The 25,717-nt window shown below is 62.2% G+C and carries 22 protein-coding genes; 8 read left to right on the plus strand and 14 right to left on the minus strand.

Features of this window, described 5'->3' with window-relative positions; genetic code table 11:
- Nucleotides 1–142 precede the first annotated feature (142 nt).
- The 4 genes from ACN0SO_RS20330 to thrS all read left to right on the plus strand — a co-directional run bounded on the left by ACN0SO_RS20330 (nucleotide 143) and on the right by thrS (nucleotide 6,859).
- Entirely contained in the window at nucleotides 143–1,900 is a 1,758-nt protein-coding gene (locus ACN0SO_RS20330) for a B12-binding domain-containing radical SAM protein (protein WP_417680611.1), read from the plus strand.
- A gap of 180 nt (nucleotides 1,901–2,080) precedes the next feature.
- Nucleotides 2,081–3,208 (plus strand): GNAT family N-acetyltransferase/peptidase C39 family protein, encoded by a 1,128-nt coding sequence (locus ACN0SO_RS20335; protein ID WP_417680556.1) that lies wholly within the window; start codon nucleotides 2,081–2,083, stop codon nucleotides 3,206–3,208.
- 6 nt (nucleotides 3,209–3,214) lie between these two features.
- Complete coding sequence (locus ACN0SO_RS20340) at nucleotides 3,215–4,678, plus strand: RimK family protein (protein ID WP_417680557.1); 1,464 nt, start codon at nucleotides 3,215–3,217, stop codon at nucleotides 4,676–4,678.
- Between the two features lie 210 nt (nucleotides 4,679–4,888).
- A complete protein-coding gene (gene thrS, locus ACN0SO_RS20345; protein ID WP_417680558.1) occupies nucleotides 4,889–6,859 on the plus strand; it encodes a threonine--tRNA ligase in 1,971 nt (656 codons plus the stop codon).
- Between the two features lie 112 nt (nucleotides 6,860–6,971).
- Here thrS and ACN0SO_RS20350 read toward each other — a convergent pair whose 3' ends face one another.
- The gene (locus ACN0SO_RS20350; protein ID WP_417680559.1) at nucleotides 6,972–7,925 is read right to left on the minus strand and encodes a hypothetical protein; all 954 of its coding nucleotides are present in this window, start codon (nucleotides 7,923–7,925) and stop codon (nucleotides 6,972–6,974) included.
- A 338-nt stretch (nucleotides 7,926–8,263) separates the two neighbouring features.
- On the opposite strand from ACN0SO_RS20350, the gene ACN0SO_RS20355 reads away from it, so the two are divergent.
- The 4 genes from ACN0SO_RS20355 to ACN0SO_RS20370 all read left to right on the plus strand — a co-directional run bounded on the left by ACN0SO_RS20355 (nucleotide 8,264) and on the right by ACN0SO_RS20370 (nucleotide 12,025).
- On the plus strand, nucleotides 8,264–8,860 hold the full coding sequence (locus ACN0SO_RS20355) for a nitroreductase (protein ID WP_417680560.1): 597 nt from the start codon (nucleotides 8,264–8,266) through the stop codon (nucleotides 8,858–8,860).
- A 5-nt stretch (nucleotides 8,861–8,865) separates the two neighbouring features.
- Entirely contained in the window at nucleotides 8,866–9,468 is a 603-nt protein-coding gene (locus ACN0SO_RS20360) for a flavin reductase family protein (protein WP_417680561.1), read from the plus strand.
- 252 nt (nucleotides 9,469–9,720) lie between these two features.
- Nucleotides 9,721–10,746 (plus strand): transglycosylase SLT domain-containing protein, encoded by a 1,026-nt coding sequence (locus ACN0SO_RS20365; RefSeq protein ID WP_417680562.1) that lies wholly within the window; start codon nucleotides 9,721–9,723, stop codon nucleotides 10,744–10,746.
- Nucleotides 10,747–10,870: 124 nt separating this feature from the next.
- Complete coding sequence (locus ACN0SO_RS20370) at nucleotides 10,871–12,025, plus strand: DUF2336 domain-containing protein (protein WP_417680563.1); 1,155 nt, start codon at nucleotides 10,871–10,873, stop codon at nucleotides 12,023–12,025.
- Nucleotides 12,026–12,061: 36 nt separating this feature from the next.
- Here the strand turns inward: ACN0SO_RS20370 and ACN0SO_RS20375 are convergent, their stop codons facing one another.
- From ACN0SO_RS20375 to ACN0SO_RS20435, 13 genes are all read right to left on the minus strand, one after another.
- Nucleotides 12,062–12,604 (minus strand): Hpt domain-containing protein, encoded by a 543-nt coding sequence (locus tag ACN0SO_RS20375; RefSeq protein ID WP_417680564.1) that lies wholly within the window; start codon nucleotides 12,602–12,604, stop codon nucleotides 12,062–12,064.
- A 150-nt stretch (nucleotides 12,605–12,754) separates the two neighbouring features.
- Nucleotides 12,755–13,567, minus strand: coding sequence for an NAD kinase (locus tag ACN0SO_RS20380; protein WP_417680565.1), 813 nt, complete (start codon nucleotides 13,565–13,567; stop codon nucleotides 12,755–12,757).
- Nucleotides 13,568–13,715: 148 nt separating this feature from the next.
- Nucleotides 13,716–15,224, minus strand: a complete 1,509-nt coding sequence (locus ACN0SO_RS20385; RefSeq protein ID WP_417680566.1) for a sulfatase-like hydrolase/transferase — start codon at nucleotides 15,222–15,224, stop codon at nucleotides 13,716–13,718.
- The gene (gene phnX, locus ACN0SO_RS20390) at nucleotides 15,221–16,003 is read right to left on the minus strand and encodes a phosphonoacetaldehyde hydrolase (protein WP_417680567.1); all 783 of its coding nucleotides are present in this window, start codon (nucleotides 16,001–16,003) and stop codon (nucleotides 15,221–15,223) included. Before phnX ends, ACN0SO_RS20385 begins: the two co-directional genes overlap by 4 nt.
- Nucleotides 16,004–16,018: 15 nt before the next feature.
- Nucleotides 16,019–17,206 (minus strand): 2-aminoethylphosphonate--pyruvate transaminase, encoded by a 1,188-nt coding sequence (locus tag ACN0SO_RS20395; RefSeq protein WP_417680568.1) that lies wholly within the window; start codon nucleotides 17,204–17,206, stop codon nucleotides 16,019–16,021.
- A gap of 31 nt (nucleotides 17,207–17,237) precedes the next feature.
- Nucleotides 17,238–18,332 (minus strand): ABC transporter ATP-binding protein, encoded by a 1,095-nt coding sequence (locus tag ACN0SO_RS20400; protein WP_417680569.1) that lies wholly within the window; start codon nucleotides 18,330–18,332, stop codon nucleotides 17,238–17,240.
- A complete protein-coding gene (locus ACN0SO_RS20405) occupies nucleotides 18,329–19,330 on the minus strand; it encodes an ABC transporter ATP-binding protein (RefSeq protein ID WP_417680570.1) in 1,002 nt (333 codons plus the stop codon). Before ACN0SO_RS20405 ends, ACN0SO_RS20400 begins: the two co-directional genes overlap by 4 nt.
- A gap of 9 nt (nucleotides 19,331–19,339) precedes the next feature.
- Entirely contained in the window at nucleotides 19,340–20,491 is a 1,152-nt protein-coding gene (locus tag ACN0SO_RS20410; RefSeq protein ID WP_417680571.1) for an ABC transporter permease, read from the minus strand.
- Between the two features lie 3 nt (nucleotides 20,492–20,494).
- On the minus strand, nucleotides 20,495–21,487 hold the full coding sequence (locus ACN0SO_RS20415) for an ABC transporter permease (RefSeq protein WP_417680572.1): 993 nt from the start codon (nucleotides 21,485–21,487) through the stop codon (nucleotides 20,495–20,497).
- A gap of 66 nt (nucleotides 21,488–21,553) precedes the next feature.
- On the minus strand, nucleotides 21,554–23,608 hold the full coding sequence (locus ACN0SO_RS20420; protein WP_417680573.1) for an ABC transporter substrate-binding protein: 2,055 nt from the start codon (nucleotides 23,606–23,608) through the stop codon (nucleotides 21,554–21,556).
- Between the two features lie 117 nt (nucleotides 23,609–23,725).
- Complete coding sequence (locus tag ACN0SO_RS20425) at nucleotides 23,726–24,613, minus strand: LysR family transcriptional regulator (RefSeq protein ID WP_417680574.1); 888 nt, start codon at nucleotides 24,611–24,613, stop codon at nucleotides 23,726–23,728.
- Nucleotides 24,614–24,733: 120 nt separating this feature from the next.
- Nucleotides 24,734–25,216, minus strand: a complete 483-nt coding sequence (locus tag ACN0SO_RS20430; protein ID WP_417680575.1) for a MarR family winged helix-turn-helix transcriptional regulator — start codon at nucleotides 25,214–25,216, stop codon at nucleotides 24,734–24,736.
- Between the two features lie 3 nt (nucleotides 25,217–25,219).
- Nucleotides 25,220–25,714 (minus strand): flavin reductase family protein, encoded by a 495-nt coding sequence (locus ACN0SO_RS20435; protein ID WP_417680576.1) that lies wholly within the window; start codon nucleotides 25,712–25,714, stop codon nucleotides 25,220–25,222.
- Between the last annotated feature and the right edge of the window lie 3 nt (nucleotides 25,715–25,717).

The raw sequence follows: 25,717 nt of genomic DNA on the forward strand, positions 1-25,717 counted from the left end.
ACATGGCCGGATACGGCCGATCCGACTGGAGAAATCCGTTTTATCCATTGACCCTGCGGCAGTCGAATGCGAGGGTCGCCCGGGTAAAATCCAACAACCCCGCAAGGGTGGAGAATTGCACGTGGAAGACTTCCATTTCGTCATGATCAAGCCGACGCATTACGACGACGACGGCTATCCGATCCAATGGCTGCGTTCCGCAATCCCTTCCAACACGCTCGCCTGCCTGAACGGCCTTGCAGAGGCCGCGATCGAGCGGAAGGCGCTGGGGCCCGATGTGCGCATCCACCTGCACACCTTTGACGAGACCAACACGCGGGTAAAACCGGCAAAGATCATCCGCATGATCCGGCAGTCCGGCGGGAAGGCCCTGATCGGGCTGGTCGGGGTGCAGTCCAACCAGTTCCCGCGTGCGGTCGACCTGGCTCAGAAGTTCCTGAAGGCGGACCTGCCGGTCGCCATCGGCGGCTTCCATGTTTCGGGCTGCATGTCCATGCTCAAGGAAATGCCGCAGGAGATGGTCGACGCCCAGAAATTGGGGATTTCCTTCTTCGCAGGCGAGGCTGAGGATTTGCGTCTGGACGACGTCTTCCGTCATGCCTATGCGGGCGAGCTGAAGCCGGTCTACAATTTCATGTCGGACCTGCCGTCGCTCGACGGCGAGCCGACGCCGATCCTGCCGTCGAAGCACATCCAGTTCACCGCCGGTTCCCATTCCAGTTTCGATCTGGGACGCGGCTGCCCGTTCCAGTGTTCTTTCTGTACCATCATCAACGTGCAGGGTCGAAAGAGCCGTTTCCGGTCCGCCGACGACCTGGAGCGGATCATCCGCGACAACTACGCCCAGAAGATCAACCGCTTCTTCATCACCGACGACAATTTCGCCCGTAACCGGCACTGGGAAGAACTGTTCGACCGGCTGATCTACCTGCGCGAGGAAGAAGGCTTCGACATCAAGTTCATCATCCAGGTCGATACGCTGTGTCACCGGATCAAGAATTTCATCGAGAAGGCGACGCGCGCCGGGGTCAACCGGGTGTTCATCGGGCTTGAGAACATCAACCCGGACAACCTGCTGGCCGCCAAGAAGCGGCAGAACAAGATCACCGAATACCGCGAGATGCTTCTGGCATGGCGCGACCATGGCGCGACCACCTATGCCGGCTACATCATCGGGTTCCCGAACGACACCAAGGAATCCGTCCTGCGGGACATCGAGATCATCAAGAAGGAACTGCCGCTCGACCTGTTGGAGTTCTTCTTCCTGACGCCGCTGCCCGGATCGGAGGACCACAAGGTGCTTCTGGAAAAGGGCATCTGGATGGATCCGGACCTCAACAAATACGACCTTAACCACCGGGTCAGCCATCATCCGACCATGTCGGACGAAGAGTGGGAGGACGCCTACCGTGCGGCCTGGGACAGCTATTACAGCATGGATCACGTGACGACGGTTCTGCGCCGGGCCGCGGCCCACCCGAGGGGGCGTCCGGGCAACAAGCTGTTCCTGATGATGTGGTTCTGGCTGATGGTCCGCTACGAAGGCGTCCATCCGCTTGAAGGCGGCTATTTCCGGATCAAGGTGCGCACCGACCGCCGGTCCGGCATGCCGATCGAAAACCCGCTGGTCTTCTATCCCCGTTACCTGACCGAGATCGTTTCCAAGCACTGGGCGATCGTCAGCAACGTCGCCAAGTTCTACTGGCGCTACAAGGCGATCAAGCGGGCATCGGATCGCAAGACTTATACGGATCTGGCGCTGACGCCGGTCGATCAGGACAATCAGAACGACCTGTCGATGATGACGGAGACCCGCGGCGGTCAGGAAGCCGTTGCCAAGGCGAAGCGCGACGCCGAATTGCGCCAGACGGGCAAGGACCGCGCGAAGGTCGTCGGCTGAGGTTCCGAATTGATCCGTGACGTTGCGGACCTTGCGTTTTTTGCAAGACAGAGCCGCGCGATAGGAGTATTGAGGCTGTCGCTGCGGCGGCAGCGGTCGAGTCTTTTTCCGGCCGCTTAACCGCCGGATCGAAGGTTCAATTTACCGGCGCCTGGACGCCGGGCTTTCGGGGCCGAATGATTGCCCGACGATGTTGCTGATCCAATCATAATCCGGGAAGCCGATCCGACCGATCTGGACGGTCTGGTTGCACTGGAAAACCGCTGCTTCGAAACAGACCGCGTGTCGCGGCGCAGTTTCAGGCGGTTTCTGGAGCGTTCGACCGCGCGGCTTCTAGTTGCCGAGATCGCCGGCAGGATCGCCGGCTACGCGCTGATCCTGCTGCGCAGCGGCACCGCGCTGGCCCGGCTCTATTCGCTTGCGGTCGATCCGGACAGCAGAGGTTCCGGGCTTGCCCGACGCCTGCTTGCGGCCAGCGAGCGCGCGGCCTTCGAGGAAGAGAGGATCGTGCTTCGCCTGGAGGTGCGTGAGGACAATGAGGCTGCGATCGGCCTTTACCGCGCCTCCGGGTACCGCTCTTGCGGGCGGGTACCCGAGTATTACGAGGACGGCTGCACGGCGCTTCGGATGGAAAAGCTGCTGCACGGACCAGGTCATGAACCGGGCCTTGGGCGCGGACGTGCGCCCTATTACGCGCAGACCACCGAATTCACCTGCGGCCCGGCCTGCCTGATCATGGCGGCGAAGCAGTTCGACAGCACCTTTCCGACCGATACATTGACCGAACTCTCGCTCTGGCGTGAGGCGACCACGATCTATCTTGCCTCAGGGCACGGCGGTTGCGGGCCTTTCGGACTGGCAACGGCGGCAGCGCGGAAGGGGCTGACGGCGGAGGTGCGGCTGTCGCCGGACGAGCCGCTGTTCCTGTCCTCCGTGCGCGATCCGGAAAAGCGGGAGGTGATGCGGCTGGTGCAGGAGGGCTATCGGCGGGACGCGCAGGCGCTGGGCGTTACCGCGTCCGATCAGCCGCTGGGCGCCCGGGATCTGGCTGCGGAGGTCGCCAAAGGGGCGGTGGCGATCGTGCTGATCTCCGGCTACCGCATGTTCGGCCAGAAAGTCCCGCACTGGATCCTTGTGCACGATCAGGACGAGCGCCATCTGATCGTTCACGATCCGTGGCTGGAACACGAGCGGCACGAAAGTCCGGCGGATGCGGCCAACCTGCCGATCCCGGATGCGGAATTCGAGCGCATGGCGCGATGGGGCCGGACGGCGGTCCGGGCTCAAATTCTTCTCAAGAAGGTATAACTGGCGATGCCGACCTGGGTCATTCTCGTCGACAATCTGAAAGACATCTCCAACGCGGATACGGCGCACAAGGTCATGACCGTCAGGGACTACCTGATGCGGCCGAAGCTGTTTACCGGCATCAATCCGAATATCCTGAACTTCTCCCGCTCCTATGCCTACCAGGGCGCCGGCTACTATGCCTCGCTGTTGGCAGAAGCGCGCCAGCACCGGGTGCTGCCGAGCGTGGAGACCATGATCGAGCTGTCGCGCAAGCAGCTCTATAACCATGCCTTGCCGGAACTGGAAAACAGCCTGAACCAGTGCTTCCGCAAGATCGGCGAGGCGGCGGCGGAAATTTCCAGGATCACCGTCTGTCTCGGGCAGACCGGCAACGACCAGCTGGAACCCTTCGCGCGGCTGTTGTTCGACTGGTACCGGACCCCCATCCTGGAGGTTACGGTCGAGCCGGGCGAATGGCGGGCGATCCGCAGGATCCGGCCGCTGGCGATCACCGAGCTGGACGCGCCCCGCCGCACCTTCCTGATCGAGGCGCTGGAGCGCTACACGCACCGCCCCTGGCGCGCGCCGAAGCAGCGCGCGGTGATGAAATATGCGCTTGCCGTGCTTTCCGATCCGAAGGAGGAGTTGCCGCCGTCAAGCCTTTCGTCGCTGAAATACATGGCGAAGGTTGCCGCGCGCCACGGGGTGGAGCTGGTGCCGATCGGTAAGGGGGATCTCGACCGGCTGGCCCAGTACGACGCCCTGTTCATCCGCGAGACCACCAATATCGACAATCACACCTATCGTTTTGCGCGCCGCGCGGTGCAGGAGCGCATGCCGGTCATCGACGATCCGGTCTCCATGATCCGCTGCACCAACAAGGTCTACCTGGCGGAGCTTCTGGAGGCGCACGGGGTGCCGACGCCGAAGACCGTGATCCTGTCGTCGCTGAAGGAGGCAGACCAGCTGGAAGACCGGCTCGGGTCTCCCGTGGTCTTGAAGATCCCGGACGGATCCTTCAGCCGGGGCGTGTTCAAGGTGACGGGCGAGGAGGCGATCCGGGACAAGCTGAAGGAGCTGTTCGAGGACAGCGATATCATCCTGGCCCAGGAATACTGCCCGACCGAGTTCGACTGGCGCATCGGCGTGCTCGACGGCGAGCCGCTGTTTGCGGTCCAGTACCTGATGGCGAAGAAGCACTGGCAGATCGTGCGCCACGAGGACGGCAAGAAGTCGGTCGAGGGCAGCTTCCGTTCCACCTCGCTCGCCGAGGCCCCGCCCGCGGTGGTGGAAACCGCCATCCGCGCCGCGCGTCTGATCGGCGACGGGCTTTACGGCGTCGACCTGAAACAGATCGGCGACCGGGTCGTGGTCATCGAGGTCAACGACAATCCCAACCTGGATCACGGCTGCGAGGATTCAGCGGAAAAGGACATCGTCTGGGACCAACTGATCCGCTGGTACCTGAAGCGGCTGGAGAACAGGTGAGGGGCACGGCGTTTCGTCATGCGAAAGATCATCGTCATCCTAAATGCAAAACTCAGAGACGGACTCGCAAAACAGAGTTGATGACGGATCATAGACTGAAGTGAACCTCCAAAGGTTGCCCCTCCCGTCCAAATCGCTTATGTGAAAGCCCGTCAATCAAACGAGAAACGCTTACCTGCCTTGTCTGCAGGAGTGAGCTGGAGAAAAGATATGATCAGCCTGACTTTCCCCGACAATTCCGTGCGCGAATTCGAACCCGGTATCAGCGGTGCCGAGATCGCCGAAGGCATTTCCAAATCCTTGCGGAAAAAGGCCGTGGCCGTCTCCATCGACGGCGAGCTGAGGGATCTCTCAGATCCGATCACCGAAAACGCCAGCATCGAGATCGTCACCCGTGACGAACCGCGCGCGCTGGAACTGATCCGGCACGATGCGGCCCATGTCATGGCCGAGGCCGTGCAGGAGCTGTGGCCGGGCACCCAGGTGACCATCGGTCCGGTGATCGAGAACGGTTTCTACTACGACTTCAAGCGCGTTCATCCGGACACCCGCGAGGACTGGCCGTTCACGCCGGACGACCTGACCGTCATCGAAAAGAAGATGCGCGAGATCATCGCCCGCAACGAGCCGTTCACCAAGGAAGTCTGGAGCCGGGAGAAGGCCAGGGACGTGTTCGCCGATATGGGCGAGGCCTACAAGGTGGAACTGGTCGACGCGATCCCGGAAGATCAGGATCTCAAGATCTATCGCCAGGGCAAGTGGTTCGACCTGTGCCGCGGTCCGCATATGGATTCCACCGGCAAGATCGGCAATGCCTTCAAGCTGATGACGGTTGCCGGCGCTTACTGGCGCGGGGATTCCAACAAGCCGATGCTGACCCGCATCTACGGCACCGCCTGGGCGAGCGACAGCGACCTGAAGAACTACCTCCACATGCTGGAGGAAGCCGAAAAGCGCGATCACCGCAAGCTCGGCCGGGAAATGGACCTGTACCATTTCCAGGAAGAGGGACCGGGCGTCGTCTTCTGGCACGCCAAGGGCTGGAGCCTGTTCCAGAAGCTGGTGGCCTATATGCGCCGCCGGCTGGACGCCGACTATGACGAGGTCAATGCGCCGCAGGTGCTGCACACCTCGCTGTGGGAAACCTCCGGTCACTGGGGCTGGTACAAGGAGAACATGTTCTCCGTGCAGTGCGCCGACACGGAAGCCGAGGACGACCGGGTGTTCGCTCTGAAGCCGATGAACTGCCCCGGGCACGTTCAGATCTTCAAGCACGGACTGAAGTCCTACCGCGACCTGCCGCTGCGACTGGCCGAGTTCGGCGCGGTGCACCGCTACGAGCCGTCAGGCGCCATGCACGGGCTGATGCGCGTGCGCGGCTTCACCCAGGACGATGCGCATATCTTCTGTACCGAAGAGCAGATGGCGGCGGAGTGCCTGAAGATCAACGACTTGATCCTGTCGGTCTACAAGGATTTCGGCTTCGACGAGATCGTGGTCAAGCTGTCGACCCGGCCGGAAAAGCGCGTCGGTTCCGACGAGCTGTGGGATCACGCCGAAGCGGTGATGGAAAAGGTGCTGAAGCAGATCGCCGACCAGTCCGGCGGCCGCATCAAGACCGACATCCTTCCGGGCGAGGGCGCCTTCTACGGGCCGAAGTTCGAATATACGCTTCGGGACGCCATCGGCCGGGAATGGCAGTGCGGCACCACCCAGGTGGACTTCAACCTGCCCGAACGGTTCGGCGCCTTCTATGTGGATCGGGACGGGGAGAAGAAGACCCCGGTCATGATCCACCGGGCCATCTGCGGCTCCATGGAACGGTTCCTCGGCATCCTGATCGAGAACTACGCCGGGCATTTCCCGCTGTGGCTGGCGCCGCTGCAGGTGGTTGTCGCGACGATCACCTCGGACGCCGACGACTACGGCCAGGAAGTCGCCGAAAAACTCCGGGCAGCCGGTCTCAAGGTGGAAACCGATTTCCGCAACGAGAAGATCAACTACAAGGTCCGCGAACACTCGCTGGCCAAGATCCCGGCGATTGTCGTCTGCGGCAAGCGGGAAGCGGAAGAGCGGACCGTCAACGTCCGCCGCCTTGGGTCCAAGGACCAGACCTCCATGGGTCTGGACGAGGCCATCGCGGCCTTCGCCGACGAAGCGGTCGCGCCGGATCTCAAGTAAGGCTTCAGGCATTCCAAGGGGAATTTGCGCTCACATCGAGCGTGAATTCCCCGTGCTGCCGGGTACGTCTTTAGACTGAAAGTGATTGCCGGACCGGATATCTTCGACGGTTCTACTGGGTCATGCTGGCGGGAGCCGCGTCGCTCGCGTTCGCCAGGACTTCCACTTCCTTGTCATCGCCCGATGCGACCTTGAACTTGCGCTGGAACAGCCTGCCGTTGTTCCGCGCGACCACCTCATATTCGCCGGCCGACAGGACGAAGGCCGGAAACGCGCCGTTTGCCTCCACGACCACGTCGCCGCCCGGGCTGAGCACGGACCAGGAGGTGTTCGCGATGGCCTCGCCACCCGGATCGTTGACGAGCTTCAGCGTGATATCTGCGGCCTGGTGATACATGGTCGCTTCGGTCAGTTTGCCGGGAAGCACCTGGATATCGGCGCGGACGACCGCATTGGCGCCGCCGTAACGGCTGACCACATGGTAGGTATCGGAATTCAGCCGCACGATCGTGCCCGGCTTGATGTCCTGGGCCACGAGATTGCGCTCGCCGCGTTCGTTGAACTCCGTGCCGTAGATGTCGAACTCGACCGAGCCGTTCTTGATCGGCTGGTCCTGGGTCAGCATGGCGTCGAGTTTTACGCCGCCCGCGTTCAGGATCACCATCTTGGACATGACGTCCCGGCCGATAACGATCCGGTTGGTGGCCGTCGCGTGGCCATAGGCGGTGTGGATCAGATAGGCGCCGGGATCGAGACGGAACTCGGCATCGCCGCCGCGGGAGGTGGCAACCAGTTCCAGTCGGCCGTCCTCGTTTGTGGTCTCGCTGTAGATGCGCCAGACCAGACCGCTTTCGAGCGCCTTGCTGTCGCGGGTCAGTTTCGCCATCAGATAGAGCGCGCCCTGCTTGGTCCCGGCAGGGAACGCGTCGCCGGGCAACTGGGTCGGCGCGTAGGGAACCAGAGCGTCGCTGAACAAAGGTTCCGGATCACGGTCGAGCAGGTTTTCGATCGGATTTGCCGATGCGGCGGCCGGTGCATTGGGATCGGGTTTTGCTCGTGGCGGCATCGGCGCGGTCTGGGCATACGCTGCGTCCGTGAAACCGGGGAGACTTCCGGCTGAAGGCGCAAATACGAGACCTGCAATGACTGCCAGGCCGATTGCTGCCGCTTTGCAAGATCGCTTCACGATTCCGAACTTGCCCATTCTTACCCCGATACCCTACGGCGGTTTCTTTTCATGACTGCCATGTCATGCATACGCTATTTTGTGCCCTTGTCTTGTGTGCCGAAAAATCGGGCAAATTCAAGACCTATTCGTTAAAAGTTGACAACCGCGTTCGATGAATTACCTCAATGCGGCAGATACTTCCACAACTCACCCCCCAAAGACAGGCGATCCCCGACATGTCGAATTTTGCGCCCCGTTGCCAGGAGGCTCTCGATTTCCTTCTCAGGCGCCGCTCGCATCCCTCCGTCACCCTGGCGGCTCCGGGGCCTTCTGAAGCGGAGCTGACGGATATTCTGACCGTTGCCGCCCGTGTGCCGGACCATGGCAAGCTTGCCCCCTGGCGCTTCGTCATCTATCGGGCGGAACAGGGCGAGCGGATTGGAGCGAAGCTGCTGGAAATCGCCGAAGCGAAGGAAGGGGCGCCGCTGGATGAAGCGCGCCGGCAGCAGGAACTGACACGTTTTACCCGGGGACCGCTCGTCGTCGGTGTCCTCAGCTGTGCCAAGGTCCATCCGAAGATCCCGGTCTGGGAACAGGAGCTATCCGCAGGTGCGGTGTGTATGAACCTGGTGAGCGCTGCCACCGCATCGGGCTATGCCGCCCAGTGGATTTCCGAATGGTATGCCTTTGACGACGAGGCAAGCCAATTCCTCGGAGCGAAGGCGGGCGAGCGCTTCGCCGGCTTCATCCACATCGGTACGCCGACCCAGGCACCGTTTGAACGCCCGCGTCCGGAACTGACGCAGATTTGCACCGACTGGTCAGAGAGCTGAAGCCCATGTTTTACGAAACGTCCAAGAACGATCACGGATTGCCGTTCAATCCTTTCAAGGCCATCGTCGCCCCCCGGCCGATCGGCTGGATCTCCTCCCTCGACAAGGAAGGCCGGCCGAATCTGGCGCCCTACAGCTTCTTCAATGCGGTCGCGGATACCCCGCCGATCGTGATGTTCTCGTCGAATGGCTACAAGGACAGTGTTGCCAACATCGACGAGACCGGGGACTTCGTCTGCAATATGGCGAGTTACCACCTGAAGGACGCCATGAACGCGTCGTCGGCGCCATTGCCGCATGGCGAGTCGGAATTCGATCACGCTGGCCTCGAAATGGCCCCGTCACGGCTGGTCAAGGCTCCGCGGGTCGCCAAGGCCTACACGGCATTGGAGTGCAAGCACCTGAGAACCATTCGCCTGCAGGACGTCGACGGCAAGGACGCCGATAACTGGATGGTGCTCGGCCAGGTGGTTGCCGTTCATATCGACGACAGCGTTATTGTCGATGGCCGACTGGACATCACCCGTGTCCGGCCGCTGACCCGTCTCGGATACAAGGATTACGCGGTCACCGACGAAGTCTTCGAGATGACCCGCCCGCAGGGCTGATTTTCGCAAAATGCGAAAACCGCCGCCAATTCGTCGAGTCGGCCGGGATCATCTTCAGGATGTTCCCGGCCGTTGTTTTGGGGCTTGTTCACAGCGCCATGCCCTTCATCTTGGTAAATCTGACAGGTCATTCGTGTGAAAGGGGTGACTTCCCTTCCGAATATCTTCCTGAATGATGGCTGTTAAGATTTTGTTAACCATTCGGGCGCGAAGTTAACAAACTAGTAACGGTTTCATCGGGGAGAAGGGATCATGCGAGTAGCTGACTCCGCCTCGATCGCGTCTCGGATCGAGCAGGCATTCCAGTCCGCAAGTACATCGACCGGTACTTCCTTCGAGTACCTGGTAAAGACGGCGGCGCGGGAATCGTCGTTCAATCCTCAGGCCAAGGCCAGCACATCGAGCGCGACCGGGCTTTTCCAGTTCATCGAGTCCACCTGGCTTGAAACCATGAAACAGGCCGGGCCGGAACACGGGCTGGCCAAGTATGCGGACCAGATCGAGCAAACCAGAAGCGGTAAGTACCGGGTGAAGGACCCGGAGATGCGCCAGGAGATTCTCGACCTGCGCAAGGATCCGGAGATCGCATCCGTCCTGGCCGGGGAACTTACCCAGAAAAACGCCACTCAACTGAGCAAGAAACTCGGACGCAATCCGACCGACGGCGAATTGTATATGGCGCATTTCCTGGGGGCGTCGGGCGCAAACCGGCTGATCAGCGCGACCCAGGACAATGCGGATATGCGCGCCGACAAGCTGTTCCCGACCCAGGCGCGGGCCAATCGGTCGATCTTCTATGATCAGAACGGCTCGCCCCGTTCGGCATCGGAAGTCTATGACGCCATCGTTTCCAAACACGATGCCGTCACTATGATCGCAAGCCTTTCCGGTTCCGCGGCTGTCCCGAGTGCCAAGCCGGGGACCGGGACGCCGGTCGCCAGTGCGCAGCCGGTGGCCGATAGGGGCATGCCGGAGAGCCTGCCGGAGAACCTGGACGAGGCGACGCAACGGGTCTTGAACGCTTTCCGAGCCGCGGAAACGCAGAACCCGTTTGAGGCCTTCTTCCGAAATGACGCCGCTTCGGCGTCGACCGGTGTCAACACCGCCTATACAACGGCTTTCACGGCCGTTTCCGACAGCCGCTATACCAGCAGTGCATCGTCGCAGGTTGCCGCCCAGGAACTGGCGGCAACAGAACGGCATCGCCCGTTGGATCTGACGCGTTTCCTGCGCTTCAAGGACGATGACGATCAGAAGGATCTGCTGCCGCCGGCGTGAGTGGATCCATGCGCCGGCTCACGGATCCGGCCCACGGATGCGGCTTGTCATAATTATGGTGAACCGATCGTTAAGTCTTTGATGTCAGGCTTGAACCTGAACCGAAGACCAGTTGTGCGTCACCATGATCATACGAGAGTTTCTGAATTGGGTTGAAAGTGCTCCGGACGCGCCGCGCGCGGATGCCGCCGGCGCACTTGCCCGTGCCTGGCTTTATTCCGACTTGAGCGAAGAAGATCGCAGGGGCGCCGCCGCTGCGCTGACCTTCCTTCTGGACGATCCCTGTCCTGAGGTGAGGGAGGCTCTGGCGCGAAGCCTGGCGGAACACAGCCAGGCCCCGCGGCACGTCATTCTCAGTCTTTCAGAGGACGTCGAGACAATTGCCGAGATCGTCCTCAAGTCCTCACCGGTCTTTACCGAGGTCGAACTCGTCGATGCCCTGGCTCAAGGATCGGACAGGATCCAGTGCGCCATCGCCGGACGGAAGGGGCTTCAGCCGGTCGTAGCCGCGGCCCTTGCCGAGGTCGGCTGTGCCCGGGCGTGCCAGGTGATGCTGGAAAACCGGTCGGCCGAAATCCTCAGGTCCAGCCTGGTTCGCATTGCAGAGCGCCACGAAGCGGTCCTGCCGGTGAGCGAGGCGCTCCTGAACCGGCCCGGTCTTTCCCTGACCTTGCGCCACAAGTTGTTGAGCCGGTTCGCGGAGCGGCTGGAGAGCCATCCCATGTTTGCCGAAAAGGTTCCCGATCATCTGAAGGAGGAGTTCCTGGCGGACGCGGCCGACAAGGTGACCCTGCATCTCGCCCTGGAAGCCTCCGATGCCGAGATGCCGGACTTCGTCGAGCACCTGCGTGCCGAGGCCCTGCTGACGACGAAATTCCTGTTGCGCGCCGTGTGCTGCGGCCGGTTGCGGCTGTTTGCAGCCGCGCTCTCCCTTCTCGGCAACGTGCCGCCGGACCGCTTGAGACATCTCCTGATGTCGGTCCGCCTGCCGGCGCTGAAGGCGGTCCTGCGCAAGTCGGGGCTGCCGCTCAGGTCCCATCAGGCGTTTCTGCTGGCCATCGAGATCGCCCGCAGCGCCGAGGCGGATTTTACCCGGGACATGAGCCTGGAGCAGGCCCGCACGCTGACCGAAGCCCTGTTGTCGGAAATCCAGGACGGAGCACTCGGAGCGGACGAGGATATTGCCGCGTTCCTGCGCCGGTTCGCGGTCGACGTGGCGCGGCTGGAGGCGAGGGCCTTCGTGAAAGGCCGGATGCAGAAAGCCCTGAAGGCCGCCTGAGGAAACAAGCCGGGAGGCGATGACCTCCGAGGCGGCTCAGCCGATCATCAGCTCTTCGTCTTCCGCTTTCGATGGAAACTGGGCAAGATAGTCTTCGGTCACTTCCGAAAGCCTGTCGGCAAGCGCCGCACCGGTCGGGTTGTCCGTGTCGCGGGCGCCTTCGGCGACCATCGCCCGGATCGCCTCGACATATTGCTCTACCAGGGAAAGCGGCAATTTTTCCGGGCCGGGAACATGTTCCAGCAGGCGGCAGAAGCTGGAGGCAACGGAGCCGACAAGCGGGTAGCCCAGCGTGAGCGCCTGACCCTTCATGTTGTGAACCGCCTGATACAGCGTTTCCAGGTTCGCCTTGTTGAGCCCCTCGGCGCGGATCGTGTCGTAGGCGTCCGTCAGCTCGTTTGCCTCATTGCTCATCCAGCCGTCGAATTTTCCCGAAAGCCGTTCAAGGGCCTGTTCGGCAGCCTTCACAGGATCGAAGTTCTTCGCCTCGCGCTTGCTCAAGACACGTACCTTCTTCCGGAGATCCGCCGGCGGCGAGAGGATCTCCCGCTCTTCTTCCTCAAGGGGGGCTTCAGCCATGGTGATACCTTTGCCTTCCCGATGTTCGCAGGTTTTATCCGCAACGGCCGGGATTGTCCCCTTGTCCAACGTACCAGGGGTTTAAATTCGAGTTTCAGTATGCGGAGTTCTGCTTAACAGTCTGTTAGTCGCATTTGCTGACGGGGGCCGTCAGTAGCGGAACATTTCCGTCAGGATGCGCTCGTCCCAGCCGTGTTCCCTGTCGAACATGATCAGGCCCTCTACGCTGCCGTCCTCGTGAACGGACACCTTGGCCACATCCCTGATTTCCCTGTGATCGGCCGATGCGCTGACCGGGCGCTTTTTCGGCTCGAGAATATCTATGTCCACGCGGGCGTGATTGGGCAGAAGGGCGCCGCGCCAGCGCCTCGGCCGAAAGGCGCTGATCGGGGTCAGCGCCAGAAGCGGCGAGGAAATCGGCAGGATTGGTCCGTGGGCAGACAGATTATAGGCGGTGCTGCCGGCCGGGGTGGAGATGATGATGCCGTCGCAGATCAGCTCTTCCAGGCGCACACGACCGTCGATCGAAATGCGCAGGCGGGCGGCCTGGGACGTTTCGCGGAGCAGCGAGACCTCGTTGATCGCCTGGGCCGTGGAGATCTTTCCCGACTGGTCGACCACTTCCATCGACAGCGGATGGATCGGGTTGGCGTCGGCCTCGGCGACCCTTTGGAGCAGGTCGTCCTCCCGGTATTCGTTCATGAGAAATCCGACCGAGCCGCGGTTCATGCCGTAGATCGGCTTGCCCGAGCCCATGAACCTGTGGAGCGTCTGCAGCATCAGGCCGTCGCCGCCGAGCGCGACGATCACATCGGCGTCTTCGGCGCTGACTTCGCCGTAGCGGGCCGCCAGAAGCCCCCGAGCCTCCAGCGCTTCCGGCGTGTCGCTGGCGACGAAATAAAGCTTTTCGACCTTTTCAGGCGTGTTGCCGGAGGCCTTGTCCGAAGGCGTCGCAATGGTCATCGTGAACTCGCAGGCGTTTGCCGATTGGCCCGGCCCCGTCCGGGCATAAGGCTCCTCACTTCTCCTTAATAGCAGGAAGTGACCGGCCGCCAAGGCCGATTCAGGCCGAAGGCGCTGGTTTTTGCCTCGAGCCATGCGCGTTGATTTTTCAGGAATAATAGTCCCAGACCGGTTTCCGGGCCAGCGTATCGTCATTGTGGCGCATGCGCAGGGACAGGAGGTCGGACAGACAATCCCGCAGGACCGGCAGCATCTCAGGATCGTTCGAAAGGTCTTTTATCGCCCCTCCGGGTCCTGCAGGCTTGAAGAGCAGAGGCGGCAGTTCGGGGAAGTGGACGTATTGCCAGTCCGGCCCGCGCATGGCGAGGAGCGTGCGGTCCCGTCCGTCCACGTGCTCGGGCAGGATCGCTTCGGTCGCCGAAATATTGCGGTAGTCGAATTCGAAGATCGCGCCCTTGCGCCAGCGGACCGGGGTCTGGGCATTGAGGAAGGGGCGAAGCGAGGCACCGTCGGGAGCGTGTGCCGGTTCCACGCCGATCAGGTCTATGAGGGTCGGGAAGATATCGGCGGCCGAAGTAAAGGCGGTCACCCGGTTGGCCTTTGCCCTGCCAGGCGCGCGGATCATCAGCGGAATATGGTAGCTCTGTTCGAAGAAGCCGCCTTTTCCGAGCATCCAGTGGTCGCCCATCATCTCCGCGTGGTCGGAGGTGAAGATCACCAGCGTGTCCTTTTCCGCATCGGCGGCGCTCAGGCCGGACAGCAGCCGTCCGATCTGGGCGTCCACTTCCGAAATCATGCCGTAGTAAAGCGCACGGATGCGGCGGAAGTCGTCGCGGGTCAGGTCTTTCACCAGGCCATCCGCGCCGGGGATGTGGCTGGAGACTTTCTGAGTGGCGAGGGCCGTCGCGACCAACGGATGGAGGTTAGCCTCCTCGTCAGGGCTGGCGGCGCCGAGAAAATCCGGACCGTCTTCGGGACCGTACATCCGGTTATAGGGTTCCGGAACCGTGATCGGCGGATGCGGACGCAGGTAGGAGATATGGGCAAACCACGGCCGCTCCGCTTCCTGTTCGCCGAGCCAGGACAGGAAGGCGTCGGTCAGGAACGCGGTCTGGGTCTCTTCCGCGCTGTAGGCGGGCGCGTTTCGGGAAATCCGCTCGCCTTCCTCCGATGCCACATGGTGAATCGTCGGGAACGTTGCCGGATCGTGGCCCCTGGCGGCGAGCCAGGAGAGCCAGGGCTTGTCGTCCTCCGGCAGCATCTGGCGCACGGCAAAGCCGGGCAGCACGCCTTCGTAGGTCGAAAGTGCGGGATCGTTCGGATCGTGGACGCGAGGATCGGGCGAAGTGTCCGTATAGCCGAACAGGGTCGGGACGTAGCCGGCCCGGCGCGCGGCACGGGCGATGTTGTCGAAGCGGTTGTCCAGCGGCGCTCCGTTCCAGACGACCCGGTGGTTCATCTGGTAGAGCCCGGTATAGAGCGAGGCCCGGGCAGGCGAACACGGCGCGCAGGTGGCATAGTGGCGTTCGAACACGGTTGCCTGCTCGGCGAAGGCGTCGAGGTTCGGCGTCTTCACCACCGGGTGTCCGACGGTGCCGAGGCAATCGCCGCGCCACTGGTCCGCGGTGATCAGGAGGATGTTCGGCCGGGAGTTCATTCCGTTTCCAGTTTTTCCATCAGGGCCGGAAGATCGGCAACCGTGTCGATGACATGGTCGGCACCCGCTGCCTTGAGCTGTTCCGTCGCATATTTGCGCAAGGCGTCCACTTCCTCTGGCGACAGGGCTGCCAGTTCCTCCGGCGTGCGGCCGGCGAAATTGCCCGACAACGCCAGGCCGACGGTGAGACAACCGGCGGCAACGCCCTCGGCGATGCCGGGCTCGGTGTCGTCGACCTTGATGACGGCAGCGGGCGGATAGGCGACCAGATCGACGAAGCACTGATACATGCCGAGCGGTCCGGGGCGGCCTTCGGGAAGATCGTCGGCGCAGATCAGGTTGTCCGGCGCATAGCCTTGTTCGGCGGCAACCGGCAGGACACGCTCCATGATGGAACGGGTGTAGCCGGTGGTGGAGCCGATCCTGATGCCCTTGCCGCGCAAATATTTGACGACGTCGATCGCGCCCGGCACCAGATCCGCATAGTCGGCGACGACCTCCTCGTTCATGGGAACGAAGACCTCGTAGACCTTGTTTACATCCGCGTCGGTCGGCGCGTGGCCGTATTTGGCCTGCCACTGGGCCGCGATATCCGGATCGTCCATCATGGCGCGGATGTGGTTCCACTTCGGCGCCCCCATCGGCGCGCGTGCCTGTTCGATGCTGGCGGTGATGCCGAATTTCTCGAACGCCTTCACGAAGACGCCCATGGGCGCGAAGGAGCCGAAGTCGATCATGGTACCGGCCCAGTCGAACACGACGGCCTTGAACTTGGTCATAATAAGAATCCTTTGTTAGGCGGCGAGGCGCGCGCGTTCGATCAGGGCTTCGGCCGGCGGGGCGGCGCTTTCCACGCCCATTTCCGCCAGAACGTCGCGGGCGGCGGCGACCACCTCACGCATGACGTACTCGTCCATCTGGCCGATGCAGCCGACGCGGAAACTTTCCACGACGGTGAGCTTACCCGGATAGAGAATAAAGCCGCGGGCCTTCATCAGGTCGTAGAAGCGGGAGAAGCAGAAAGCCGGATCGGCCGGGCAGAAGAAGGTGACGATGATCGGCGACAGCCACTGCGCGTCGAGCAGGGTCTCGAAGCCGAGCTCGCGCATGCCGGCGACCATGACATCCCGGTTGTCGGCATAGCGCGCGCCGCGACCGGTGACGCCGCCTTCCGCCTTGTGGGCTCTGAGCGCCTCCAGGAAGGCCGCGACCACGTGGGTCGGCGGGGTGAAGCGCCATTGGCCGGTCTTTTCCATATGTGACCACTGGGCGTGGACGTCGAGGCTCAGGGAATGGCTGTTGCCCTTGGCCGCTTCCAGCGCGGATTTTTTCGCCAGAATGAAGCCGAAGCCGGGTACACCCTCGATGCACTTGTTGGCCGACGACACCATGGCGTCGAACCGCAGCCTGGCCGGCTCCAGCGGTACGGCGCCGAAGGCGGACATGGAATCGATCAAAAGCGTGCGACCGGCGGCGGCGGCGGCATCGGAGATTTCCTCGACCGGATTGAGAATGCCCGAGCTGGTCTCGCAATGGACCACCACCACGTGGGAAATCTCCGGGTCTTCGGCCAGAAGCCTGGCCACCTCGTCGCCACGCGGCGGCAGGTAGTCGCCCTTGTCCAGAACGGCCACGGGACGGCCGAGATACTTCATGGTCTCCACGGCCCGCTTGCCATAGGCGCCGTTGCTCAGGATCAGGGTCTTTTTGTCCTTAGGCGCAAAGCTTGCCAGCATGGCTTCCACGGCAAAGGTTCCGCTGCCCTGCATGGGGACGCAGTCATAGGCCTCTTTGCCGTCGCCTAGCAGCTCGACCAGACCGGACCGCATTTCGGCGGTCATGGCGCGGAAGTCGCCGTCCCAGCTGCCCCAGTCGCGCAGCATGGCCTCCTTGGTTTCGATCGACGTGGTCAGAGGACCGGGGGTCAGGAGATAGGGTTCACCGAGTTTGGGGCGGGGCAGTGCCGGTATTTCTGTTGTCATTGTAGTTCCAGGACAGGTCTTGAGAGAGGCATTACGCGTGCGGACGTGAAAAATCGAATTCTTCGGCGAAATGGCAGGCGACGTGATGATCGGGTGCGATCTCCCGCCATTCGGGAGCGTCTTCCGAACATCGTTCCCGGGCAAACGGGCAACGGCTGTGGAACCGGCATCCGGAGGGGGCATTCAGCGGATTGGGGATCTCGCCGTCGAGCCTGATCGGATCGAACTCCACGTCCGGATCGGCTTGCGGGATCGCGGACAGCAGGGCGTGGGTATAGGGGTGGCGCGGATGGAAGAACAAGCGTTCCGTCGGCGCGTATTCCACGAACTTGCCCACATACATCACCGCGACCCGGTGGCTCATCTGGGCGACCACGGACAGGTCATGGGCGATGAACAGGAAGGCGACGCCCATTTCCTCCTGCAGATCTTTCAGGAGATTGACGATCTCCGCCTGGATGGAAACGTCCAGCGCCGAAACGCTCTCGTCGCAGACGACGAAATCCGGGCGGGACACCAGGGCGCGGGCAATGCAGATGCGCTGGCGCTGGCCGCCGGAAAAGGCGTGCGGGAAACGACGCAGATGTTCCAGGTTCAGCTTGCAGCGCCCGGCGATGTCGCGCACACGGGCGTCGATGGCGTCCCGATCCTTCATCATGCCGGAGGCGATCAGCGGCTCGGCGATGATGTCGCGCACGGTCATGCGCGGGTTGAGCGAGGAATAAGGATCCTGGAACACCAGGCTCATCTTCGAACGGAACAGGCGCAGCCGGTCCGCGGTCATGGTGGACAGTTTCACCGAGCCTTCGGAAAACACCATGTTCATGTGCTGGCGGAACTTGCGCAGCTCCTCGCCCTCGGCGTGGGCGATATCCGTGTTGTGGCCGTTGGTGTGGAAGATGACTTCGCCGCCGGTCGGATCGATCGCCCGCAGGATCGCCCGGCCGACGGTGGTCTTGCCGGAACCGCTCTCACCGACGAGGCCAACGGTCTCGCCGCGTTTGATGTCGAAAGAAACATCGTCGACCGCCCGAAGCTGGCGGACTTCGGAACTGAACAGTTTCTTCTTGCGGATGGGGAAGCGCACCTCGAGGTTCTTCACCTCGATCAGGACATCCTGTTTCATGCGGCCGACCTCCCTTCTTCGGTATGCAGCCAGCAGCGCACGCCGCGGGCAGGAGCGGGCGATATTTCGTCCGGAACGGTCCGGTCGCACAGGCCGGTGACGGCTTCGCTGCAGCGGGTGTGGAACGGGCAGCCGGACGGGCGTTCCGTCGGACTCGGGATATCGCCCGGCACCGGGCTCAGCCGGTCGTGCAGCTTGTCGACGCTCGGGATCGCCTTGAGCAGTCCTTGCGTATAGGGGTGGCGCGGCGAGCGGATCACGTCGCGGGTGGGGCCACGCTCGACGATGGTGCCGAGATACATCACCGCCACTTCGTCGGCGATCTGGGCAATGACGCCGAGGTCGTGGGTGATGAAGATCATCGCCATGCCAAGATCGCGCTGCAGGTCCCGCATCAGTTCCAGGACCTGGGCCTGGATGGTGACGTCGAGCGCGGTGGTCGGCTCGTCGGCGATCAGAAGCGCGGGGCCCGCTGACAGGGCGAGCGCGATCATGGCGCGCTGGCGCATGCCGCCGGACAGTTCGTGGGGATACTGATCGATCCGCTCCGGAGCATTGGAGATACCGACCTTGTCGAGCATCTCGATGGCCTGGTCGCGGGCTTCCCGCTTGCCGACGCCCCGGTGCAGGCGGATGGTCTCGATCATCTGGTTGCCGACGGTATAGACCGGACTGAAGCTTGCCATCGGCTCCTGGAAGATCATGCCGATTTCGCCGCCGCGCAGCTTGCGCAGGGCGCGGGCGCCCGGCTTGATCTCGTCGATCCTGATCTCGCGGCCGTCCTTGGCGGTGTAGCGGATACGGGTTTCCGGAGAGAGTGCCGAGTTGCCCGGCAGCAGGCGCATCAGGGCCTTGGTGGAGATCGACTTACCGGAGCCGCTTTCGCCGACGAGGCCGAGTGTCTTGCCTTTCTCCACCGAGAAGCTGACCTCCTGCACCGGCGTGATCAGGCCTTCGTCGGTGCGGAAGGAAATCGACAGGTTTTCGACTGTGAGCATGACCGTTTCCTAACTCGCTTCGCTGTAGGGGTCGGCCGCATCGCGCAGGCCGTCGCCGATCACGGTGAAGGCAAGCACGGCGCCGACCACGAAAATGGCGGGAATGAACAGCCAGGGCGTCTGTTCGATCACCCGGACCGACTGGGCCTGCTGCAACAGCACGCCCCAGGAGACGGTGGGCGGGCGCAGGCCGAGGCCGACGAAGCTCAATGCCGTTTCCGACAGGATCATGTAGGGGAAGGAGATCACCAGATCGACGATGATGAAGCTGGTGAAGCTCGGCAGCATGTGCTGGCCGATGATCCGGCCCGGCCGGGCGCCGGCTAGCCGGGCGGCAACCACAAAGTCCTCATTTCGGATGGACAGCAACTGGGAGCGGATGCGCCGCGCCAATGTCGGCCAGCCGAACAGGCCCAGGATCAGCGTCATGGCGAAATAGACCTGGGTCGTGGACCATTCCTTCGGCATGGCGGCCGCCAGCCCCATGTAGAGCGGGATGATCGGCACGACGCGCACGACTTCGGTGACGCGCTGGATCACATTGTCGGTCATGCCGCCGGCATAGCCGGCGATGCCGCCGATCAGGAGCGCCAGGACGAAGGAGATCAGCACGCCCAAAACGCCGATGGAGAGCGACGTCCGGGTCGCGTACATGGTGCGGGAGAACACGTCGCGGCCGAGATCGTCGGTGCCCCACAGGTGCAGTTTCGCCTTTTCATCGTCCAGGCCGAACAGGTGCCGGTCGATGGGAATGAACCCGAGCAGGTCGGTCGCCTCGCCTTTGGCGAAGAAGCGCACATAGACCCGCTTGTCGGGGTCGGGCACCGAAATTGCCCTGAGCGTGATCGGATCGCGCTTGGTCGAGACGCCGTGGATGAAGGGCTGAAACGAACAGCCGTTCCGGTCGCAGAACATGGGCATCTGCGGTGCGCCGTCGATATAGCTGGTATCGCGGGTGGTTTGGCCGTAAGGGGCGACGAATTCGGCGAACAGGCCGAGCACGGCCATCAGGGCGAGGAAGACGCCCGCGACGATTGCCGCCTTGTGCCGTCGGAACCGCCACCAGATCAGCGTCCATTGGGAGGCCGAATAATATTTCAACCGCTTTTGGCGTTCTTTTTCCTCGGCGGCGCTGAGAATGTCGGGGGTTGCGTCGACCATGGCTCAGGCTCCCAGCTTGATGCGCGGGTCGAGCCACGCGAGCAGAATGTCGGACACGAAGTTCATGAACACGATGATGAAGGTGAGCAGCAGCAGGATCGCTCCGGCCACATACATGTCGAGATCGAGATAGGCCTTGAGCAGCAGTTCGCCGAGTTCGGTGAGGCCGAGCACAGCGGCCACGATCGGCAGTTCGGAAAAGATCCGGTTCACGTCGAAACCGATGGTGGAGACGATCGGGTTGATCGCGAGCCGGGCCGGATATTTCAGAAGCAGCTTGGTCTCCGGCACGCCGCGGGCGCGTGCCGCGGTGACCGACAGCCGGTTCAGCTCGTCGGACATGGTCGCGCGCATGGTCTGGATCTGATAGGCGACCGCCGACCAGGCGAGCACAACTGCCGGCAGCCACAGGTGCTTGATCAGGTCCCAGAACTTGGCCAGCGACCAGGGGGCATCGGCATAGCTCGAGGAGAACAGGCCGCCGATATCGGCGCCGAACCAGCTGTTGGCGAAATAGAGCATGATCAGCGCAAGCAGAAAGTTCGGTAGCGCCAGGCCGAGATAGGAAAAGATCGTCAGGCTGTAGTCGACGGCGGAGCCGCGCCGGATGGCAGCGTAGATGCCGATCGGGATGGAGACCACGTAGGTCAGGATCAGGGTTGCGAACAGGATGCCGAGGGTCAGCCACGCCTTGTCGCCGATCACCTTGGTCACGGAGGTCTCGAAGGCGAAGGCCTGGCCGAAGTCGCCGTGGAGCACGATGCCGCCGATCCAGTCGAAATAGCGCAGGACCATCGGCTTATCGAGGCCGAGATCGTGGCGGATCGCCTGAACGTCCGCATCGGTCACGCTGATACCGGTGCCGGAGAATTTCCGGAAGGCATAGCGGTCCGCATAGTCGCCGGGCGGAATTTCCATGATGACGAACACCATGACCGACACCAGCGCCATGGTGACGATCATGCCCACCAGCCGTTCCAGGGTGAACCGAAGCATCTTGACCTCTCCTTCAAAATGGCTGGGGCGGATCGGTCCGCCCCAGCCGGCTTGCTCAGGCAGGACTTACTGGTCCAGGAACCACTGCTGCGGGCGGTAAGGATAGGTCCAGTAGAAGTCGTAGCTCTTGGCCTTGATCGGCTTCACGTTTTTCAGGTCGTTGCGGTACATGAAGGGGGCAACGATGTCGCCGACCGTGCCGATCTTCAGCAGGTTGTCGACATGGATCTTGACGATCTCGGCACCCAGCCTGTTGCTTTCATCGGAGCCCATCTGCACCTGAAGGAACTTCTCCGAGAGATCCCACAGCTGCTTGATGTCCGCCGGCGGCTCGGTGCCTTCCTTGCCGCCCGATTCCTTCCAGGCGGCCCAGCCGAAGCCGGTGCCCGGATTGAAGTAGTCGCCGAACGGCGGGATGAAGGCGGTCACGTCCTGGGAAATGGCCGGCCCGGAGGTGCCGTCGTATTTCCAGGTGGTGATGTCGAGGTCGTTGTTGTTGCCGGCCGACCGGTATTCGTCGGAGGTCACTTCCTTCAGGTCGACGCGGACACCGACGGCGGACCAGTAGTCGCGCACCAGTTCCATGATCTTCACCGGAACGCCCTGGGTGGAATAGATCATGCGGATGACCAGCGGCTTTCCGTCCGGACGTTCCAGGGTGCCGTCGCCGTCGCTGTCCTTCAGGCCCATTTCGGCGAGCAGGGCCTTGGCGCCTTCGACGTCATGGGCGATGTCGGTATTCAGAATCTCGTCGGAGACGAAGGACACGGTCTTCGGTTCCGCCGGAACACCCTGCATCGGCTTGCCCTGGCCGAGGTAGACGATCTCGTTGATCTCGTCGCGGTTCAGTGCGATCGACATGGCCTTTTCGAAACGGATGTCGTTGAAGATGTCGGCCAGGACCGGGTCCTTGTGGGTCCGGTTGAAGGAGAAGAACACGTTCTCGCCGAAGGTCGGGGCGAAGCTGACGGTGTAGTTGCCCTTGGCTTCGTTTTCTTTCAGCAGCGGGAAGTCTTCCAGGAAGAGCGCCTGCTGCTTCCAGACGACGTCGCCGTTCATGATCTTCAGGTTCTGGACTTCCTTGTCGCCGATGTAGGTCTCGGAGATTTCCGGAATGTAGGGAAGCTGGTTGCCGGCCGTGTCGACCATGTGGAAGTACGGGTTTGCGACCAGCTTGCGGCCTTCGGAGTTTTCCTCGACCACGATGTGGCTTTCCAGCGTCGGCACGACGGCGCGGCCGATCCTGGCTGCCTTGTCGCCATCCTTGAGAAGCGGGGAGGGAACGTCCTTCCAGTCGGATCCGCCGTAGTAGAAGTCGACCGCGGCCTTGGCGCTTTCAAAGCCGTATTCCTTGGCCACGTCCTCTGCCTTCGGATTGTATTTCGGCATGAACTGCGACAGGAAATGCTTCGGCTGGAACGGCTGGCCGTAGTCCACGGCGAAGCGGTTCAGAATGCCCGGGGTCGGAACCGGGAAGGTGAAGGTGACGGTGGTCGGGTCGACCGCTTCGACCTTGACCGGCTTGCCGGCGAACAGCCAGCGGCCCGGGGTCTTTTCGTAGACGTCCGGGTTCATGATCAGGTCATTGTACCAGAAGACGACATCGTCGGCGGTGAACGGTTCGCCGTCGGACCACTTGTGACCTTCGCGCAGGTTGATGGTCAGGACCGTGAAGTCGTCGTTCCAGGACCAGCCCTTGGCAATGTTCGGAACGACGGTCTGGAGATCGTCGGCATAGCGCACGAAGTTGACGTGGCGGACGGAGAGCAAGTCGGAGGTGCCCGACTCGGTGCCCTTGGAGATGCCGGTGATGACGCCGCCGTAGTGGCCGATCTTGTCATAAGGGGCGACGACCAGCGGCTCGGACGGAAGGCGTTCGGCCAGCGCCGGCAGATCCTTGTTGCCGAGGATCTTCTTGTTCAGATCGGCGATGGAGGGATTTTCGGCGAATGCGAGCTTACAGGTGCCCTTTTCCTCGAATTCGGCCAGCTCGAACTGTTCCGGATAGGCGGAGGTCAGGCCCTTCATGTCGGCGACGGTGACGGCCGGACAGGCGGCGAAGGCAGGTGCGCCGAGGACAGCCAGCGCTGCACCGGACAGGAGAATGGATTTGAACTTCATGACGGAGCTCCAAGAATGGAATGAAAGCGCCGCCTATAGAAGTATTTCCGATTACAGTTTTATGAAATTTAGAAAACTATAGCTTTTCATTATAAATTAACAAACGTCACAGAACCGTCAAATCTGCGATCGCACCGTGTCGAGGAAGGCCTGGATGACGGCCACCTTGGCCATGTCCTTGTGCCAGACCACGAAATGGGGCGCGACCAGGGACGGGTCGTCGATCTGGACCGGCACGAAGCCGTCCTGTTCGGTGACTTCGGCTTCCATGCACACGCCGATGCCGACGCCGGCATGAATCAGGCTGGCGATCGAACCCCATGAGCCGAGCGCCAGCAGCGTCTTCGGCTTGATGCCGGCAAGGGTTGCAGCGGCCTCGAAGATCTTGCGGGTGCCCGATGAGCCTTCGCGCTGGATCAGCGGCAGGCCCTTGATTTCCGACCAGGAAACCGTGCCCTTGTCGATCAGCGGATGGCCCGGCGGAACGGCGAGCACGACCCGGGTCGTCACGAGGCGGAAACCCTCCAGATGGGCTGGAATTTCCTTGCCCGTTATGAAGCAGACATCGACCTTGCCGTCGTCAAGCAGGCGCAGAAGGTCCTGGGTGGCAAGGGCCCGCGCCTCGATGGAGATATCCGGATATTTCGTCATGAAATCGGAAATCAGAGGAATTGCCAGCTGGAAGGTCGAATAGCCGATACGCAGCTCGCCGGCCGCCAGGTTCTTCTGTTCGTCCAGATCGGCTTCAAGGTCGGTGCAAAGGGCCAGGATCGCCCGGATGCGGGGCAGGAGGGCGGCAAGCGCCGGGGTCGGGCCGGTCGTATAGCCGGCCTTGGCGATCAGCCTGGTCTTGAACCGGCTCTCAAGCGCCTGAACGTGGTTGGAAATCGACGGTTGGGAGACGCCCAGTTCCTTGGCCGCGGCCGAAAAACTTCCCGTTCGGGCTACGGCTTCCAGCGCCCGCAACTGGCTCAGACTCAGCTTGCTGATCGGTTTTTTCGCCATGCTTCCCTGGCCATGCCCAACGCCGGTTCCGTTCTCCGGTGTTGGGAATTCATAGCTCTCGGAGTGTTGGAAGAACAGGGTTTGTGGCCACGCCGCACGAGATATTGTCTGCCGCCAGCGTCAGGCGTCATCTTCCAGGCGGGAGATCAGGGTGCGTAGGACGCGCTTCAGCGTTGCCATTTCCTCAGGCGTGTAGGAAGCGGTGACCCTGGCTTCATGGGCCTTGGCCGCGCCAAGCAGATCGTCGACCACGGAGCGGCCTTCTGAGGTGATGAAGACAAGGGCCTTGCGGCGGTCCTTCTCGTCCTGGCGGCGCTCGACCAGTCCGCTTTCCTCCAGACGGTCGATGATCTTGGTGGTGGTTGGCTGATTGTAGAGGCCGATGCGGGCGAGGGCGCCCACGGTCATGCCGTCGCCGCCCGACAGCGTTGCGAGCAGGCGCCAGATGGACACGCTGATACCGCGCGCGCGCAGATGATCGTGGAACTGGCCGCTGATCAGATGGCTGGCGTGGGCCAGCAGATAAGGCAGATAGTCGGCAATGAACGAGGCGTCGCTTGCCGAGGCGCCGTTCTCAATCGATTTCGAAGCGGTCTTCGGCATGGCTCAGGCCGAGTCCGGATGGGGACGGGCAACGCCGTAACGTCCGTCCAGATAAAGCAGGGGCTCGCCTTCGTTCAGGTCGAAATTTTCCACCTCGCCGACGAAAATGATGTGGTCGCCGCCCTCGTAGCAGAATGCTGTCTTGCAGTGGAACGTGGCAATGCAGCCGGGGATGACCGGCGCACCGGTCCTGCCGCTTTCCCAGGTGACATCGGAAAACTTGTCGCCGGGACGGGCGAAGTTGTTGGACAGCGTGATCTGGTGTGAGCCGAGCACATTGATGGTGAAATGGCCGGCTTCCTCGAAATCCGCCCGGCTGGGGGAATTCCTTCCAATGGACCACAGCACCATGGGAGGATCCAACGAGACCGAATTGAAGGAATTGATCGTCAGCCCAACGGGCGAACCGTCCTCCTTGCAGGTGGTTGCGATGGCGATGCCGGTCGTGAAGCGGCCAAGGGCCTGGCGGAATTTTTTCTCGTCGATCATGACCGTCATGAG

The sequence above is a fragment of the Roseibium sp. genome, from assembly GCF_048260565.1.
GTDB lineage: Bacteria > Pseudomonadota > Alphaproteobacteria > Rhizobiales > Stappiaceae > Roseibium.

Excerpts from the sequence above, each read along its gene's own strand:
- ACN0SO_RS20430 (WP_417680575.1), bottom strand. The coding sequence starts at position 25,216 with ATGCCGAAGACCGCTTCGAAATCGATTGAGAACGGCGCCTCGGCAAGC.
- ACN0SO_RS20415 (WP_417680572.1), bottom strand. The coding sequence starts at position 21,487 with ATGCTTCGGTTCACCCTGGAACGGCTGGTGGGCATGATCGTCACCATG.
- ACN0SO_RS20330 (WP_417680611.1), top strand. The coding sequence starts at position 143 with ATGATCAAGCCGACGCATTACGACGACGACGGCTATCCGATCCAATGG.
- ACN0SO_RS20355 (WP_417680560.1), top strand. The coding sequence starts at position 8,264 with ATGTCGAATTTTGCGCCCCGTTGCCAGGAGGCTCTCGATTTCCTTCTC.
- ACN0SO_RS20405 (WP_417680570.1), bottom strand. The coding sequence starts at position 19,330 with ATGCTCACAGTCGAAAACCTGTCGATTTCCTTCCGCACCGACGAAGGC.
- ACN0SO_RS20380 (WP_417680565.1), bottom strand. The coding sequence starts at position 13,567 with ATGACCATTGCGACGCCTTCGGACAAGGCCTCCGGCAACACGCCTGAA.
- ACN0SO_RS20420 (WP_417680573.1), bottom strand. The coding sequence starts at position 23,608 with ATGAAGTTCAAATCCATTCTCCTGTCCGGTGCAGCGCTGGCTGTCCTC.
- ACN0SO_RS20370 (WP_417680563.1), top strand. The coding sequence starts at position 10,871 with ATGATCATACGAGAGTTTCTGAATTGGGTTGAAAGTGCTCCGGACGCG.
- ACN0SO_RS20425 (WP_417680574.1), bottom strand. The coding sequence starts at position 24,613 with ATGGCGAAAAAACCGATCAGCAAGCTGAGTCTGAGCCAGTTGCGGGCG.
- ACN0SO_RS20365 (WP_417680562.1), top strand. The coding sequence starts at position 9,721 with ATGCGAGTAGCTGACTCCGCCTCGATCGCGTCTCGGATCGAGCAGGCA.
- ACN0SO_RS20410 (WP_417680571.1), bottom strand. The coding sequence starts at position 20,491 with ATGGTCGACGCAACCCCCGACATTCTCAGCGCCGCCGAGGAAAAAGAA.
- ACN0SO_RS20385 (WP_417680566.1), bottom strand. The coding sequence starts at position 15,224 with ATGAACTCCCGGCCGAACATCCTCCTGATCACCGCGGACCAGTGGCGC.
- ACN0SO_RS20340 (WP_417680557.1), top strand. The coding sequence starts at position 3,215 with ATGCCGACCTGGGTCATTCTCGTCGACAATCTGAAAGACATCTCCAAC.
- ACN0SO_RS20395 (WP_417680568.1), bottom strand. The coding sequence starts at position 17,206 with ATGACAACAGAAATACCGGCACTGCCCCGCCCCAAACTCGGTGAACCC.
- ACN0SO_RS20435 (WP_417680576.1), bottom strand. The coding sequence starts at position 25,714 with ATGACGGTCATGATCGACGAGAAAAAATTCCGCCAGGCCCTTGGCCGC.
- ACN0SO_RS20350 (WP_417680559.1), bottom strand. The coding sequence starts at position 7,925 with ATGCCGCCACGAGCAAAACCCGATCCCAATGCACCGGCCGCCGCATCG.
- phnX (WP_417680567.1), bottom strand. The coding sequence starts at position 16,003 with ATGACCAAGTTCAAGGCCGTCGTGTTCGACTGGGCCGGTACCATGATC.
- thrS (WP_417680558.1), top strand. The coding sequence starts at position 4,889 with ATGATCAGCCTGACTTTCCCCGACAATTCCGTGCGCGAATTCGAACCC.
- ACN0SO_RS20360 (WP_417680561.1), top strand. The coding sequence starts at position 8,866 with ATGTTTTACGAAACGTCCAAGAACGATCACGGATTGCCGTTCAATCCT.
- ACN0SO_RS20400 (WP_417680569.1), bottom strand. The coding sequence starts at position 18,332 with ATGAAACAGGATGTCCTGATCGAGGTGAAGAACCTCGAGGTGCGCTTC.
- ACN0SO_RS20375 (WP_417680564.1), bottom strand. The coding sequence starts at position 12,604 with ATGGCTGAAGCCCCCCTTGAGGAAGAAGAGCGGGAGATCCTCTCGCCG.